This window comes from Bradyrhizobium sp. CCGUVB1N3, assembly GCF_024199925.1.
GTDB lineage: Bacteria > Pseudomonadota > Alphaproteobacteria > Rhizobiales > Xanthobacteraceae > Bradyrhizobium.
Genome location: NZ_JANADR010000001.1, coordinates 6,291,316 through 6,306,113, shown reverse-complemented (window position 1 = coordinate 6,306,113; position 14,798 = coordinate 6,291,316). Strand labels below are relative to the sequence as shown.

At 64.1% G+C, this 14,798-nt stretch carries 11 protein-coding genes; 4 read left to right on the top strand and 7 right to left on the bottom strand.

Annotated elements, in window-relative coordinates:
* Positions 1-3 precede the first annotated feature (3 nt).
* The 3 genes from leuS to holA all read left to right on the top strand — a co-directional run bounded on the left by leuS (position 4) and on the right by holA (position 4,324).
* Positions 4-2,628, top strand: coding sequence for a leucine--tRNA ligase (leuS, locus tag NLM33_RS30030; protein WP_254101569.1), 2,625 nt, complete (start codon positions 4-6; stop codon positions 2,626-2,628).
* The gene (gene lptE / locus NLM33_RS30025) at positions 2,615-3,166 is read left to right on the top strand and encodes an LPS assembly lipoprotein LptE (RefSeq protein ID WP_254101567.1); all 552 of its coding nucleotides are present in this window, start codon (positions 2,615-2,617) and stop codon (positions 3,164-3,166) included. Before leuS ends, lptE begins: the two co-directional genes overlap by 14 nt.
* Before the next feature lie 129 nt (positions 3,167-3,295).
* Positions 3,296-4,324 carry a DNA polymerase III subunit delta gene (holA, locus tag NLM33_RS30020; protein ID WP_254105951.1) on the top strand — a complete coding sequence of 343 codons (1,029 nt, stop codon included), beginning with the start codon at positions 3,296-3,298 and terminating at the stop codon, positions 4,322-4,324.
* A gap of 283 nt (positions 4,325-4,607) precedes the next feature.
* Here the strand turns inward: holA and NLM33_RS30015 are convergent, their stop codons facing one another.
* The 7 genes from NLM33_RS30015 to hemJ all read right to left on the bottom strand — a co-directional run bounded on the left by NLM33_RS30015 (position 4,608) and on the right by hemJ (position 13,481).
* Positions 4,608-5,492, bottom strand: a complete 885-nt coding sequence (locus NLM33_RS30015) for a ParB/RepB/Spo0J family partition protein (RefSeq protein WP_254101565.1) — start codon at positions 5,490-5,492, stop codon at positions 4,608-4,610.
* Between the two features lie 156 nt (positions 5,493-5,648).
* On the bottom strand, positions 5,649-6,503 hold the full coding sequence (locus NLM33_RS30010; protein WP_254101564.1) for a ParA family protein: 855 nt from the start codon (positions 6,501-6,503) through the stop codon (positions 5,649-5,651).
* Positions 6,504-6,537: 34 nt separating this feature from the next.
* The gene (gene rsmG / locus NLM33_RS30005; protein ID WP_254105948.1) at positions 6,538-7,188 is read right to left on the bottom strand and encodes a 16S rRNA (guanine(527)-N(7))-methyltransferase RsmG; all 651 of its coding nucleotides are present in this window, start codon (positions 7,186-7,188) and stop codon (positions 6,538-6,540) included.
* Between the two features lie 313 nt (positions 7,189-7,501).
* Positions 7,502-9,385, bottom strand: a complete 1,884-nt coding sequence (gene mnmG, locus NLM33_RS30000; protein ID WP_254101562.1) for a tRNA uridine-5-carboxymethylaminomethyl(34) synthesis enzyme MnmG — start codon at positions 9,383-9,385, stop codon at positions 7,502-7,504.
* 447 nt (positions 9,386-9,832) lie between these two features.
* Complete coding sequence (mnmE, locus tag NLM33_RS29995; RefSeq protein WP_254101560.1) at positions 9,833-11,221, bottom strand: tRNA uridine-5-carboxymethylaminomethyl(34) synthesis GTPase MnmE; 1,389 nt, start codon at positions 11,219-11,221, stop codon at positions 9,833-9,835.
* Positions 11,222-11,540: 319 nt separating this feature from the next.
* A complete protein-coding gene (rho, locus tag NLM33_RS29990; RefSeq protein WP_254101558.1) occupies positions 11,541-12,806 on the bottom strand; it encodes a transcription termination factor Rho in 1,266 nt (421 codons plus the stop codon).
* A gap of 252 nt (positions 12,807-13,058) precedes the next feature.
* Complete coding sequence (hemJ, locus tag NLM33_RS29985) at positions 13,059-13,481, bottom strand: protoporphyrinogen oxidase HemJ (protein WP_254101556.1); 423 nt, start codon at positions 13,479-13,481, stop codon at positions 13,059-13,061.
* Positions 13,482-13,956: 475 nt separating this feature from the next.
* Between hemJ and NLM33_RS29980 the strand changes: the two genes are divergently transcribed.
* Positions 13,957-14,796, top strand: coding sequence for a pyruvate, water dikinase regulatory protein (locus tag NLM33_RS29980; protein ID WP_254101554.1), 840 nt, complete (start codon positions 13,957-13,959; stop codon positions 14,794-14,796).
* Positions 14,797-14,798 lie beyond the last annotated feature (2 nt).

The window sequence follows — 14,798 nt, the reverse complement described above, 5'->3', positions numbered from 1 at the left end:
TCCATGACCTCCGAACGCTATAACGCCCGCGATTCCGAACCGCGCTGGCAAGCCGCCTGGGACGAAAAGGCGATCTTCGTCTCCCGAAACGACGATTCGCGGCCGAAATACTATGTGCTCGAGATGTTCCCCTACCCGTCCGGGCGCATCCATATCGGCCATGTCCGGAACTATACGCTCGGCGACGTGCTGGCCCGCTTCATGCGCGCCAAGGGTTTCAACGTGCTGCACCCGATGGGCTGGGACGCCTTCGGCCTGCCGGCGGAGAACGCCGCTATCGAGCGCAAGGTCGCGCCGAAGGCCTGGACCTACGACAACATCGCCGCGATGAAGAAGCAGCTCCGCTCGATCGGGCTGTCGCTGGACTGGAGCCGCGAGATCGCGACCTGCGATCCCACCTACTACAAGCACCAGCAGAAGATGTTTTTGGACTTCCTGCACGAAGGCCTCGCCGAGCGCGAGAAGCGCAAGGTGAACTGGGACCCCGTCGACATGACCGTGCTCGCCAACGAGCAGGTGATCGACGGCCGTGGCTGGCGTTCGGGTGCCGTGGTTGAACAGCGGGAAATGAACCAGTGGGTCTTCAAGATCACGAAGTACTCGCAGGAGCTCCTGAGCGCGCTGGATACGCTGGACCGCTGGCCGGACAAGGTGCGGCTGATGCAGCGCAACTGGATCGGCCGCTCCGAGGGCCTGTTGGTCCGCTTCGCGCTGGATCAGGCAACGACGCCTGCCGGCGAGAGCGAGCTGAAGATTTTCACGACGCGCCCCGACACGCTGTTCGGCGCGAAGTTCATGGCGATCTCGGCCGATCATCCGCTGGCGATCGCGGCCGCCGCCAAGAATCCGAAGCTCGCGGAGTTCATCGCCGAGATCAAGAAGATCGGCACCGCGCAGGAGATCATCGACACCGCCGAGAAGCAGGGCTTTGACACCGGCATCCGCGCCGTCCATCCGTTCGATCCCTCCTGGAAGCTGCCGGTCTATGTCGCGAACTTCGTGCTGATGGAATACGGCACCGGTGCGATCTTCGGCTGCCCCGCGCACGACCAGCGCGACCTCGACTTCGTCAACAAGTACAATCTCGGCAACATTCCGGTGGTGTGCCCCGAGGGCCAGGATCCGAAGACGTTCGTGATCTCCGACACCGCCTATGACGGTGACGGCCGCATGATCAATTCGCGCTTCCTCGACGGCATGACGATCGAGGCGGCGAAGGAAGAGATCGCAAAGCGCCTGGAAAACGAGATGCGCGGCAATGCGCCCGTCGGCGAGCGCCAGGTGAATTTCCGCCTGCGCGACTGGGGCATTTCGCGCCAGCGCTATTGGGGTTGCCCGATCCCGGTGATCCACTGCCCCAAATGCGACGTCGTGCCGGTGCCGGATTCGGACCTGCCGGTGAAGCTGCCGGATGATGCGACGTTCGACAAGCCGGGCAACGCGCTCGACCATCATCCGACCTGGAAGCACGTCACCTGCCCGAAATGCGGCGGCAGCGCTAACCGCGAAACCGACACCATGGACACCTTCGTGGATTCGTCCTGGTACTTTGCGCGCTTCACCGATCCCTGGAACGAGGCCTCGCCGACGACGCCTGCGGTCGCCAACCGGATGCTGCCGGTCGACCAGTATATCGGCGGCGTCGAGCATGCGATCCTGCATCTGCTCTACAGCCGCTTCTTCACCCGCGCGATGAAGGCGACCGGGCACATCGCGCTGGACGAGCCGTTCGCCGGCATGTTCACGCAAGGCATGGTGGTGCACGAGACCTACCAGAAGGCCGACGGCACCTATGTGCAGCCGGTCGAGGTGAAGGTCGAGACCGGTGGCAACGGCCGCCGCGCCACGCTGCTTGCGACCGGCGAGGACATCCAGATCGGCGCGATCGAGAAGATGTCGAAGTCGAAGAAGAACACCGTCGACCCCGACGACATCATCGAGACCTACGGCGCCGACGTCGCGCGCTGGTTCATGCTGTCGGATTCCCCGCCCGACCGCGACGTGATCTGGAGCGACGAGCGCGTCCAGGGCGCCTCGCGCTTCGTGCAGCGGCTGTGGCGGCTGGTGAACGAATCGGCCGAAGCCTCCAGGAGCGCGCCGGCGGCGCGGCCGGCGAGCTTTGGCGCCGATGCGCTCGCCCTGCGCAAGGCCGCCCATGGCGCGCTGGACAAGGTCACGATCGGAATCGAGCGGCTGCACTTCAACGTCTGCCTCGCCCATATTCGCGAATTCGCCAATAGCCTGTCCGAGGTGCTCCAGCGCCCCGGCCAGCCGGCGGACGACCTCGGCTGGGCGATCCGGGAGGCCGGGACCATCCTGGTCCAGCTGTTTTCCCCGATAATGCCGCATCTGGCCGAGGAATGCTGGCAGGCGCTGGGCCAGACCGGCTTCGTTTCGGAGGCCCAATGGCCGCAAATCGAACGCGATTTGCTGGTTGAAGACACCGTGACCCTGGTGGTCCAGGTCAACGGCAAGAAGCGGGGTGAGGTCACGGTTGCAACAGTGGCCCAGAATCCGGAAATCGAGGCTGCCGTTTTGGCGCTCGATGCGGTAAAACTGGCCCTGGACGGCAAGCCCGTCCGCAAGGTGATCATCGTCCCCAAGAGGATCGTGAATGTTGTCGGCTAGGATCCGCATCGCTGCCCGCCTCGTCGCGGTTGCCGCCCTCGCGGCAATGACGGCCGGCTGCTTCCAGCCGATGTACGCCGAGCATACCGACGGTACTCCGGGATTGCGGGACAAGTTGATGGGGGTGGAAATCCCCCCCGTCGACAAGGCCTATGCCTCGCGCGAGGCCCGGGTCGGGGTGGAGGTCCGCAACGCCCTCGCCTTCAAGCTTTATGGCACCGCCACCGGCGCGCCGCCGACCCACCGCCTGGTGCTGCGGTTCTCGACCAGCCGCTCCTCGTTGATCGTCAGCTCCGCAACCGGCCTTCCGACCAGCGAGAACTACGGCATCGACGTTCAGTACAATCTGATCGACAACGCGACCAACCAGTCGGTGATGACCGGCACCACGTTCTCGCGCGTGTCCTATGACATCCCGGGCTCCTACCAGCGATTCTCGCGCCAGCGCGCCGTTCGCAACGCGGAAGACCGCGCCGCCAACGAGGTCGCCGAGAACATCTCGACCCGGCTCGCCGCGTTCTTCACCGCCGGCACGTAATTTATTTCGGTCATTCCGGGGCTCGCGCAGCGAGAACCCGGAATCTCGATCGGTAACCTCTGGATTCTCTGGTGCGCAATTGCGCACCATAGTTCGCGCGCTGCGCGCCCCGGAATGACGATTTGGCCCATGGTCGCGCTGCGCGGAAAAGAGATCGACGCCTTCCTCGCCCGTCCCGATGCGGGCCGCCCGATCATCCTGCTCTACGGTCCCGATGCCGGCCTCGTGCGCGAGCGTGCCGACGCGTTGATTGCATCGGCAGTCGACGATCCCAACGACCCCTTCTCGATGGTCAAGCTCGACGGCGACGAGCTCTCCGCGGAGCCCTCGCGCCTCGTCGACGAAGCCATGACCGTGCCGCTGTTCGGCGGCCGCCGCGCCATCCGCGTCCGCGCCGGCTCGCGCAGCTTTGCCAGCGGCGTCGACACGCTGGCCGAGATGAGTGTGAAGGACTGCCGCATCGTGATCGAGGCCGGCGAGCTCCGTCCCGAATCGCCGCTGCGCAAGGCCTGCGAGCGCGCCAGGACGGCGGTTGCGATCGGCTGCTATCCCGACACCGAGCGCGATCTCGCCAAGCTGATGGAAGACGAGCTGCGCATCGCCAATTTGCGTATCGCGCAGGATGCGCGCGCCGCGCTGATGTCGTTCCTCGGCGGCGACCGCCAGGCCTCGCGCAACGAGCTGCGCAAGCTGACGCTCTATGCTCACGGCAAGGGCGAGATCACGCTCGACGACGTGATGGCCGTCGTCGCGGACGCCTCCGAGCTGAAGCTCGATCCGATCGTCGACGGCGCCTTCGCCGGCCGCCCCGACATCGTCGAAAGCGAGTTCGCCAAGGCGATGATCGCCGGCACCTATCCCGGCATGATCGTCTCAGCCGCGCAGCGCCAGGCGGCGTGGCTGCACAAGTCGGCGCTCACCGTCGCCGAAGGCACGCCGGTCTCGGCCGTGCTCGAAGGTGGCTTTCCGCGACTGCATTTTTCACGAAAGCCCGCAGTCGAAACGGCGCTGCGCAATTTCAGCGTGGCGCGACTTGCAGGCGTCATCGAGCAGCTCGCAACCGCCGCGCTCGACACCCGCAAGCAGCCGTCCCTCGCCGCCGCGATCGCGCAGCGCACGCTGATGGCGATCGCCGCGAATGCGAAACGGCGGGGCTGAGCGCCGGCTCTATCCTCGCGTCATTGCGAGCGCAGCGAAGCAATCCAGAATCTTTCCGCGGCTGGACTCTGGATTGCTTCGCTTCGCTCGCAATGACGTTGTGGAGGAAATATCAGACCCTCATCCTGAGGAGCTTGCGCGTCTCGAAGGATGAAGGCCCGGCTGGTGGCCCTCGCCCTTCGAGACGCCGCTTCGCGGCTCCTCAGGGTGAGGGCGATAGAGTGTGGTTGTGGCGCGAGATTCCGGGTTCGCGCTGCGCGCGCCCCGGAATGACGATTCGGGGTTAGACGACCCCCTTCGCCAGCCGTCGCATCACCTCGTCGAGCTGCTCGAGGTTGCGGTAGTTGATCTGGACGGAGCCGCCGGGATCGCGGTGGCTGACGGTGACCTTGAGCCCGAGCGCGTCGCTGACGCGCCTCTCCAGATCGACCGTATCGGGATCCTTCTCCTTGGCTCCGGCGCGCGCCTTCTGCGGCTTGCGCTCCGGCACGCCCTCCTCATGCGCGAGTGCTTCGGCCTGGCGCACATTGAGACCTTCCTCGACGATGCGCTTGGCAGCGCCGAGCGGATCGGGCACGCCGATCAGCGCGCGGGCGTGACCGGCGGTCAACTGCCCGGTCGCGATGAAGGCCTGCACCTCCGCCGGCAGCTTCGTCAGTCGCATCATGTTGGCGACATGGCTGCGGCTCTTGCCGACGACTTTTGCGATGTCGTCCTGGCTGCGTTTGAACTCGCCCGCGAGCGCGTGATAGCCCTGCGCCTCTTCCATCGGGTTGAGGTCTTCGCGCTGCACGTTCTCGATGATCGCGAATTCCAGCGCGTCGCTGTCGCTGATGTCGACAGGAACGATCGGCACCTCGTGCAGGCCGGCGAGTTGCGAAGCCCGCCAGCGCCGCTCGCCGGCGATGATCTCGTAACGGTCCTGCGTGCCCTTCACCGGACGGACCACGATCGGCTGAATCACACCGTGCTGCTTGATGGAGTCAGAGAGCTCCTTGAGCTCGGTTTCCGAGAAGGTGCGGCGCGGGTTGCGCGGATTGGGCTTGAGGAATTCGATCGGCACCTTGCGCTGCGCGCGCGGCCGCTCGACATGCGCGGCCTCGCCGCCGACGTCACCGATCAGACTCGCAAGACCCCGGCCCAGTCGCGAACGCGCTTCGTCGGCCATCGCCAGCTCCCTTGGATTCACTTGGCAGCACTCCAGAACTGAATTTCAGATTCCCGATCGTAGGGTGGGCAAAGGCGCGTCTTCGCGCCGTGCCCACCACCTTTCGAGCGAACGATTTTGGTGGGCACGCTTCGCTTTGCCCACCCTACGGCGTCATCAATGCGTCGTGCGCAGCTCGCGCTCGCGCTGGATCACTTCGGTGGCAAGCCGCAAGTAAGCTTCGCTGCCGACGCATTTGAGATCGTAGACCAGCACCGGCTTGCCGTAGGACGGCGCCTCGGAAATGCGCACGTTGCGCGGGATCATGGTCTTGTAGACCTTCTCGCCCATGAACTGGCGGACGTCGGCGACGACCTGGTTCGAGAGATTGTTGCGCGAGTCGAACATGGTCAGCACGATGCCGTGGATCGACAGATTGGGATTGAGCGTCGAGCGCACCTGCTCGACCGTCTGCAGCAATTGCGACAGACCTTCGAGCGCGAAGAACTCGCATTGCAGCGGCACCAGGATCGCATCCGAGGCCGCCATCGCGTTCACCGTGAGCAGGTTGAGCGAGGGCGGGCAGTCGATCAGCACGTAGGTGTAGTCGGCCTCCGGCGAGACGTTGTTGTTGAGCGAGCCGATTGCGTCACGCAGCTTGAATGCGCGGCCGGGCGTGTGGCCGAGTTCGAGCTCGAGGCCGGAGAGGTCCATGGTCGAGGGTGCAATGTGCAACCGCGGCACCGCGGTCGCGACCACCGCTTCGCGCAAGGCAGCTTCGCCGACCAGCACGTCATAGGTCGAGCAGGAGCGGTTGCGGCGATCGATGCCGAGACCGGTCGAGGCGTTGCCTTGCGGATCGAGATCGACGATCAGGACACGCTCACCAATCGCTGCGAGTGCCGTTCCGAGGTTGATCGCCGTGGTTGTCTTTCCCACGCCGCCCTTCTGATTCGCGAGCGCCAGGATCCGCGGATGGCCCTGCGGCACCGTCTCGGTCTGCTCCTGCTGAGGTTCGTCAATCACGGTCATGCCACATCCCCACTCGACCCCGTTTTGCGGGCCCTCACCCACGCCGCTGGATAGTGTCCAGCTCGACAATCCAACCGTCGCCCGTCCGGCTTTGATGGAGCTTGGGCTGAATAGTCCAATATTTAGCGGCTTCGGTCAATTCAGCCTCTACATCTTGACCCTTGGGAAACAACGCTTTTGCACCGTTGCGCACCAAGGGCTCCGCAAAGCCGATGAGTTGATGTAGCGGAGCCAGTGCGCGTGCGGTGACGCAATCGACCGGGCCAGTGATTCTATCCACATTATCCCCGATCTCAGCGAGATGTACGACCCCCGGCGAACCCGTGACGCGGATCGCCTCGCGCAGGAAAGCGGCCTTCTTCGCGATCCGCTCGACAAGGTGGACGCTGGCGCCCGGCACCTCCGCCATCACGCAGGCCAGGACCACACCCGGAAAACCGCCGCCGCTGCCGAGATCGGCCCAGCGCTTCGCTGATTGTGCGAGCGAGACGAGCTGAAGCGAGTCTGCGATGTGGCGGGTCCAGAGATGCGGCAGCGTCGAGGGCGCGACCAGATTGGTCTTGGCCTGCCACTCCCGAAGCAGCGCGACATAGCGGTCGAGACGCGCCTCCGTTTCACGTGAAACCGGGGCGAGCCTGAGGGCTGCGGTTTTGTCTGTCGCCAGCACCGAGTCCAGCGCCTCCACGCTCTGCGACGACGCAGGCTTCCGGACCCCCTCGCCCGAGTCAGCTTGCCGTGATGAGGATTTGCCCCTGGCCGGTCCGCGCTGTTTCACGTGAAACGCCTTGGACGAAGTGGCCTTCGATGAGGACGATCCAGCCGTGGCGTGCTCTTACCTCTCCCGCTTGCGGGAGAGGTCGCCGCGAAGCGGCGGGTGAGGGCTCTCTCCGCATCGGGAGTATCGATCGTGGAGACACCCCCACCCCAGCCCTCCCCCGCAAGCGGGAGAGGGAGTGCACCGCCTTGGTGGATCGCGATGAGCTCCAACATTCCGTGCTCTAAGCGGTCGCCTGGGAGGTTTTCCGGCGTGCCTCGCGGCGCAAGTAGGCGGCGAGGATGCCCAGCGCGGCCGGCGTCATGCCGTCGATCCGGCCGGCCTGACCGACCGTGAAAGGCCGCGCCTTCTCCAGCTTGGCCCGCACCTCATTGGAGAGCCCAGGCACGAGCTGGTAGTCGACATCAGCGAGGACGAGCCCCTCGTCCCGCCGGAAGGCTTCGACATCCGCGCTCTGGCGCTCGAGATAGACATCGTACTTGGCGTCGATCTCGAGATGGGTCGCGATCACGGGGTCAATGGCCGACAGCTCCGGCCAGATCGCCCGGACCTGGCTCCAGCCGACGTCCGGATAGGCCAGTAGCTCAAAGGCCGACCGGCGCTGGCCGTCCCGGTTCAGGGACAGCCCATGCCTGGCGGCTTCGTTCGGCGTCAGTGTCAGGGACTTTGACAGCGTCTTGGCGGCCTGGAGGGCTGCCATCTTGGCGCGATGGTGCGCCGTCCGGGCATTGCCGACGCATCCGAGCGCAATGCCCTTCTCGGTCAGGCGCTGGTCGGCGTTGTCCGCCCGCAGCGTCAGCCGGTATTCGGCGCGTGAGGTGAACATCCGATAGGGTTCGGAGATGCCGCGGGTGACGAGGTCGTCGATCATCACCCCGAGATAGCCGTCGGCACGGTCGAATACCGTCAGCGCCGCCCCGCTCGCGGCCAATGCCGCGTTCAGACCGGCAACGATGCCCTGGGCGGCGGCTTCCTCATATCCCGTGGTGCCATTGATCTGTCCGGCCAGGAACAGCCCCTGCACCCGCCTGGTCTGGAGGGTAGGATCGAGCTCGCGGGGATCGACGTGGTCGTATTCGATGGCGTAGCCCGGCCGGACCATCCTGACCCGCTCGAGGCCTGGAATGGTGGCGAGGATCGCGAGCTGGACCTCCTCCGGCAGCGAGGTCGAGATGCCGTTGGGATAGACGGTCGTATCGTCGAGCCCTTCCGGCTCCAGGAAGATCTGGTGGCCGTCCCGATCGCCGAAGCGGACGATCTTGTCCTCGATCGACGGGCAATAGCGCGGTCCGGTGCTCTTGATCTGCCCAGAGTACATCGGCGAGCGATGGACGTTGGCCCGGATCACCTCATGGGTCGCGGCCGTGGTCCGGGTGATGCCGCACTGGATCTGCGGGGTCGTGATCCGCTCCGTCATGACCGAGAACGGCTCCGGCGGATCGTCACCGGGCTGCATCTCCACCGCTGACCAGTCGATCGTCGTGCCGTCGAGACGCGGCGGCGTGCCGGTCTTGAGCCGGCCCAGCGTGAAGCCGGCCTGCTCAAAAGACTTCGACAGCCCCATTGCCGGCGCCTCACCGACGCGGCCGGCCGGCCAGTTCTTCTCACCGAGATGGATCAGGCCGCGCAAAAAGGTGCCGGTGGTGACCACGACGGCCCCTGCCCGGATCGTCCGGCCATCAGCCAGACGGAGCCCGGTGACGCGACCATCTGAGACGATCAGCTCGTCCGCCTCGCCTTCGGTCACGCTGAGACCATCAGTCTCTCGGATCGCGGCCTGCATCGCGGCCGCATAGAGCTTGCGGTCGGCCTGAGTCCGCGGGCCGCGGACGGCCGGACCCTTACGGCGATTGAGCATCCGGAACTGGATGCCGCCGGCGTCCGCCACCCGGCCCATCAGACCATCGAGCGCATCAACTTCGCGGACCAGATGGCCCTTGCCGAGACCGCCGATGGCGGGATTGCAGGACATCGCGCCGATGGTCGAGAAACGGTGCGTCACCAGAGCGGTCGTCGCGCCCATCCGAGCAGCCGCAGCCGCGGCTTCACAGCCGGCATGGCCGCCGCCAATCACGATGACGTCGAAGCTCTCTCGCTCTGTCCGCATGGGCGAACTTCTAGCTCAGCGACGAAGAAGCCGGAAGTAGAAACTGGGTGGGAGGGTTGTTTCACGTGAAACACGTGCGCGCCGGGGCAGAGGCATTTTCCGCAAAACAACCCCATGCAAAGTACCGGGGTAACCCCAACCTGAAGCGGAATGGGTTGAGGTTTGGATCGGTCGAGTCCCGGACACGCTTAACCTCGCCCGCTTGCGGGAGAGGTCGGCGCGAAGCGCCGGGTGAGGGCTTTCTCCTTTTAGGGGTTCTCAATTGCGGAGATACCCTCTCCCCAACCCTCCCCCGCAAGCGGGGGAGGGAGCGCACTGCGTGCGTGGCTTAATCCCGTCGTATCAAGGATGTTTCACGTGAAACACGGCGGGGAACCAATTCACTCTGTTTCAGGTGAAGCAACGAAGGACCGGAACAAGCAATAGTTCTACAATGAAGAACTATTCCTACTTTCCGATGCAGAATTTCTGGAAGATGGCGCCGAGGACGTCCTCGACATCGACCCGGCCTAGCAGGCGCCCGAGCGCGTAAGCGGCGGCGCGAAGTTCCTCGGCGGCGAGCTCCTCGCCTTCGCCGAGAAGAGCGAGGCTCCGCTCCAGCGAGCCGGCGGCCTGGCTGAGCAGGTCGCGCTGCCGGGCGCGGGTGACCAGCGCGCCCTCACTCGTTCCGAAGAACTCGGCAGCGAACCCGACCAGCGCCGTGATCAGCTCGGGCAGTCCATCGCCGCGTCGCGCCGAGATCGCAAACATCCTGGCGCGCGGGTCAGGCCCCATAGCCTTGTTCGCGTCCGGCCTCAAGGCCGCGCTGGAGGTCTCTTGCAAACTCTCTTGCAAAGTCTCCTGACCAAGATCGATCTTGTTGCGCACGGTCCAGACCGGCGCGCCTCCGGCCGGCCGGCCCTCCTCGCCGCGATCGGCATCCGCCAGCCACAGCACGAGATCGGCGTCCGCCGCCCGCGCCCGCGCGCGACGCACGCCTTCCTGCTCGACGGGATCATCGGTCTCGCGAATGCCGGCGGTGTCGATGACGGTCACGGGATAGCCGTCGAGATCGAGCTGCACCTCGATCACGTCGCGCGTCGTGCCGGCATGCGGCGAGACGATCGCGACCTCGCGCCGCACGAGCTGATTGATCAGCGTCGACTTGCCGACGTTCGGTGGGCCGGCGATCGCGACCACGAGGCCGTCGCGCAAGCGTTCAGCCTTGCCCTGTGCTGCAAGCACTTTTGCGATCTCGTCATGCAGCGCCTTGATCTTCGCGCGCGCCGGCGCCAGCAATTCCGACGACACATCGCCCTCGTCGGAAAAATCGATGCCGGCCTCGATCAGCGCCGACGCCTCGATGATTCGCTCGCGCCAGTCGCGCGCGCGTTCGCCCAAGAGACCCTGCAATTGCCGCAGCGCCTGGCGACGCTGCCGGTCGGTGTCGGCGTGGATGAGGTCGTCGAGGCCTTCCGCCTCGGTGAGATCGAGCTTGCCGTTCTCGAAGGCGCGGCGGGTGAACTCGCCAGGATCGGCCGCCCGCAAGTTCTGAATAGCCGAAATTGCTACGAACAGCGTCGCAAGCACCGCCCGCCCGCCATGGACGTGGAATTCGGCAACGTCCTCGCCGGTCGCGCTCGCGGGCCCCGGAAACCAGAGCACCACGGCATCGTCGATCGCCTGGCCGTTTGCGTCCCGCAGCAGCACCCGGTGTGCAAGCCGCGGCTTTGGCAATTCACCCGCCAGTCGCGTCAGGACCTGGCCGGCCTCTGCGCCCGACACGCGGACAATCGCGATCGCGCTCGGCGGCCGGCCCGATGAAAGTGCAAAGATGGTCTGGTCGCGGGGATGCATGGCCTATTTGTCCGCCTGCCCGCCAAAACGCAAATCTCGTTTGGAGGTCTCTCCGCGCGCCCGCAGCGCGTTTCTTGCGCAGCAAATACCGCCTATTGCGTCGCAATATGACGCGCAGCATTTTGCTGCATGTTTTTGATTCCAGAGCGCCCGGAGCCGATCAAAATCATCAGATTACTTATCTATATCAATATCTTAATTGATCTCGAGCGCAGCAAGCCAGATTCACATTTTGCTGCACCATCGCGCAGCAAAGCCGCAGCATAAACGCAAAAGGGCGCCTGAAAGGCGCCCTCCGCGAAAGTCGCTGCAGATAGCCTCAGGTGTTCATCGAATCGAAGAACTCGGCGTTGCTCTTGGTCGAGCGCAGCTTGTCGAGCAGGAAGTCGATGGCGTCCATCGTCCCCATCGGGTTGAGGATGCGGCGGAGTACGTACATCTTCTTGAGCACCTGCGGATCGGTGATGAGCTCCTCCTTGCGGGTGCCGGAGCGCGAGATGTCGATCGCCGGGAAGGTGCGCTTGTCCGAGACCTTGCGGTCGAGGATCAGCTCCGAGTTGCCGGTGCCCTTGAACTCTTCGAAGATCACTTCGTCCATGCGGCTGCCGGTATCGACCAGCGCGGTCGCGATGATGGTCAGCGAGCCGCCCTCCTCGATGTTGCGCGCGGCGCCGAAGAAGCGCTTCGGCCGCTGCAACGCGTTGGCGTCGACACCGCCGGTCAGCACCTTGCCGGATGACGGCACCACGGTGTTGTAGGCGCGGCCCAGACGCGTGATCGAATCGAGCAGGATCACGACGTCGCGGCCATGCTCGACCAGGCGTTTTGCTTTTTCGATCACCATCTCGGCGACCTGGACGTGACGCACCGCCGGTTCGTCGAAGGTCGAGGACACCACCTCGCCCTTCACCGACCGCTGCATGTCCGTGACTTCTTCCGGACGCTCGTCGATCAGCAGCACGATCAAATAGCAGTCCGGATGATTGGCAGTGATGGAGTGCGCGATGTTCTGCATCAGCACGGTTTTACCCGTACGCGGCGGCGCCACGATCAGCGCGCGCTGGCCTTTGCCGATGGGCGCTACGATGTCGATCACACGCGCGGAGAGATCCTTCCGCGTCGGATCGTCGATTTCCATGCGGAAACGCTGATTCGGAAACAGCGGCGTGAGGTTGTCGAAATTGACCTTGTGCTTGGCCTTTTCCGGGTCCTCGAAGTTCAGCGTGTTGACCTTGAGCAGCGCGAAATAGCGCTCGCCCTCTTTCGGGCTGCGGATATGGCCCTCGATGGTGTCGCCGGTGCGCAGGCCGAAGCGGCGGATCTGCGACGGCGAGACGTAGATGTCGTCCGGACCCGGCAGATAATTGGCATCCGGCGAGCGCAGGAAGCCGAAGCCGTCGGAGAGCACCTCGACAACGCCTTCGCCGACGATGTCGGTCTCAGCGAGCGCGAGCTGCTTGAGGATGGCGAACAGCAGCTCCTGCTTGCGCATGGTGCTGGCGTTCTCGACCCCGTGCTCTTCCGCGAACGAGACGAGCTCGGCCGGGGTTTTGGACTTGAGGTCTTGGAGTTTGATTTCCCGCATTGGGGTGGTCCTGTGGGGTAACCTTGGAAGGGGGGGTGCGAGGAGGCTTCGAAAATGCGGACGCGAGCAGGTAAGGTCCGCAGGTCTAGCAAGGTGAGTGCCGGTGGGGCTTCAAACCTGATGCGGCGCCCGGCTTTCGAAGAAGCTCGGACACAACCACATCCGCCTGCGTTGGGTGGGGATAGAGATAATATAGAAAATCGCTTGGCCCTCCGCAAGCCGAAGCGCTGAGCGGGGCACCTCGAACTTTGCCTAGAACGGCTTCACGATCACCATGATCACGATGAAGATCATCAAGACCGTCGGCACCTCATTGATAATACGATAGAATTTCTGGGTCCGCGGACGCCGGTCGGCAGCGAAATCCTTGCACCAGCGGGAAAAAAAGCCGTGGACCGCGGACAGCGCCAGGACCAGTGCCAGTTTTACGTGCAACCACGGCGAGGTAAACCAATGGCCGGACCACGCGAGATAGAGACCGGCGAGCCAGGTTACGATCATCGCCGGGTTGATGATCGCCTTGAGCAGCCGGCGTTCCATCACCTTGAAGGTTTCAGACTGCTTTGAGCCGATCTCGGCCTCGCAGTGATAGACGAACAGCCGCGGCAGATAGAGCATGCCCGCCATCCAGGAGATGACGGCGATCACGTGCAGCGCCTTGATCCACTCATACATGCCGGACGTCCCCGCCTCTCAGACCCCGATCCGCAAAAGGTGGGGATAGTAAGAACTCGTTAAGTTCTCTCGGCGCACACATATCCATCCGCAGGCCTCTTCTCAAATCTAGAATCTTAGATTCTTAAGGTTTGAGTCTTCATGACGGTGGATTTGACTCACGCAACGCTGTCAGGCGCTTTGCGGGCGCTTTTACACATCCATCAACATATCCGGCGCGGTTCCGACGAGCCCGGATAATTCATCCATCTTCAAAGACTTGTGCGAAATTATCGGCAGCTTATGAAAAGGCTTGCCGGTGCTGTCCCGCTTCCCCTTCGCCTGGCTCCGAGACTTGTCCTTTTGGGCAGCGATGTGAAGAAACTTGGCCGTTATCCCGCCCCTGGTGTCGCACAACCCTTTCCGAGGGGTTAAGCTCCACAGAAATTCACAAACTACCCAGCCGTCATCCCGAGCCCTCAATCGAAGAGTTTTCGTGCCGACCTCCAACAATTATTTCCATCTCCATCTGGTTTCCGACTCCACCGGTGAGACCCTGATCACCGTGGCGCGCGCGGTCGCCGCGCAATACGCCAACGTCACGCCGGTCGAGCACGTCTATCCGCTGGTGCGCAGCCAGAAGCAGCTCGATCGCGTGCTCGACGAGATCGAGGAGGCGCCGGGGATCGTGCTGTTCACGCTGCTGGAGAAGGATCTGGTCTCCAGGCTCGAGAACAAGTGCAAGGAGATCAACGTTCCGAGCCTGTCGATCATCGGCCCTGTAATGCAGTTGTTTGAGGCTTACCTTGGCGCGGCAACGACGGGTCGTGTCGGCGCCCAGCACGTGCTCAATGCGGAATATTTCAAGCGCATCGACGCCCTGAACTACACGATGATGCATGACGACGGTCAGCACGTCGACGGCCTGGAAGAAGCCGACGTCGTCCTCGTCGGCGTGTCGCGAACGTCGAAGACGCCGACCTCGATCTACCTCGCCAATCGCGGCATCCGCACCGCCAACGTGCCGCTGGTGCCGGGCATTCCGGTGCCGGCGCAATTGGAGACGCTGACCCGGCCGCTGGTGGTGAGCCTGCATGCGACGCCGGAGCGGCTGATCCAGGTCCGCCAGAACCGCCTTTTGACAATGGGCGCCGATACCAGCAGCGACACCTATATCGACAAGCAGGCGGTGGCGGATGAAGTCGCCTTCGCCCGCAAGCTCAGCGCCAAGCACAATTGGCCTTTGCTCGAGGTGACGCGCCGCTCGATCGAGGAAACGGCGGCTGCGATCATGAAGCTCTATACCGACCGGCAACGTAACCGTCCCTCGGAATGAGT

Excerpts from the sequence above, each read along its gene's own strand:
- hemJ (WP_254101556.1), bottom strand. The coding sequence starts at position 13,481 with ATGTATGAGTGGATCAAGGCGCTGCACGTGATCGCCGTCATCTCCTGG.
- leuS (WP_254101569.1), top strand. The coding sequence starts at position 4 with ATGACCTCCGAACGCTATAACGCCCGCGATTCCGAACCGCGCTGGCAA.
- rho (WP_254101558.1), bottom strand. The coding sequence starts at position 12,806 with ATGCGGGAAATCAAACTCCAAGACCTCAAGTCCAAAACCCCGGCCGAG.
- lptE (WP_254101567.1), top strand. The coding sequence starts at position 2,615 with ATGTTGTCGGCTAGGATCCGCATCGCTGCCCGCCTCGTCGCGGTTGCC.
- NLM33_RS30010 (WP_254101564.1), bottom strand. The coding sequence starts at position 6,503 with ATGACCGTGATTGACGAACCTCAGCAGGAGCAGACCGAGACGGTGCCG.
- holA (WP_254105951.1), top strand. The coding sequence starts at position 3,296 with ATGGTCGCGCTGCGCGGAAAAGAGATCGACGCCTTCCTCGCCCGTCCC.
- mnmG (WP_254101562.1), bottom strand. The coding sequence starts at position 9,385 with ATGCGGACAGAGCGAGAGAGCTTCGACGTCATCGTGATTGGCGGCGGC.
- mnmE (WP_254101560.1), bottom strand. The coding sequence starts at position 11,221 with ATGCATCCCCGCGACCAGACCATCTTTGCACTTTCATCGGGCCGGCCG.
- NLM33_RS30015 (WP_254101565.1), bottom strand. The coding sequence starts at position 5,492 with ATGGCCGACGAAGCGCGTTCGCGACTGGGCCGGGGTCTTGCGAGTCTG.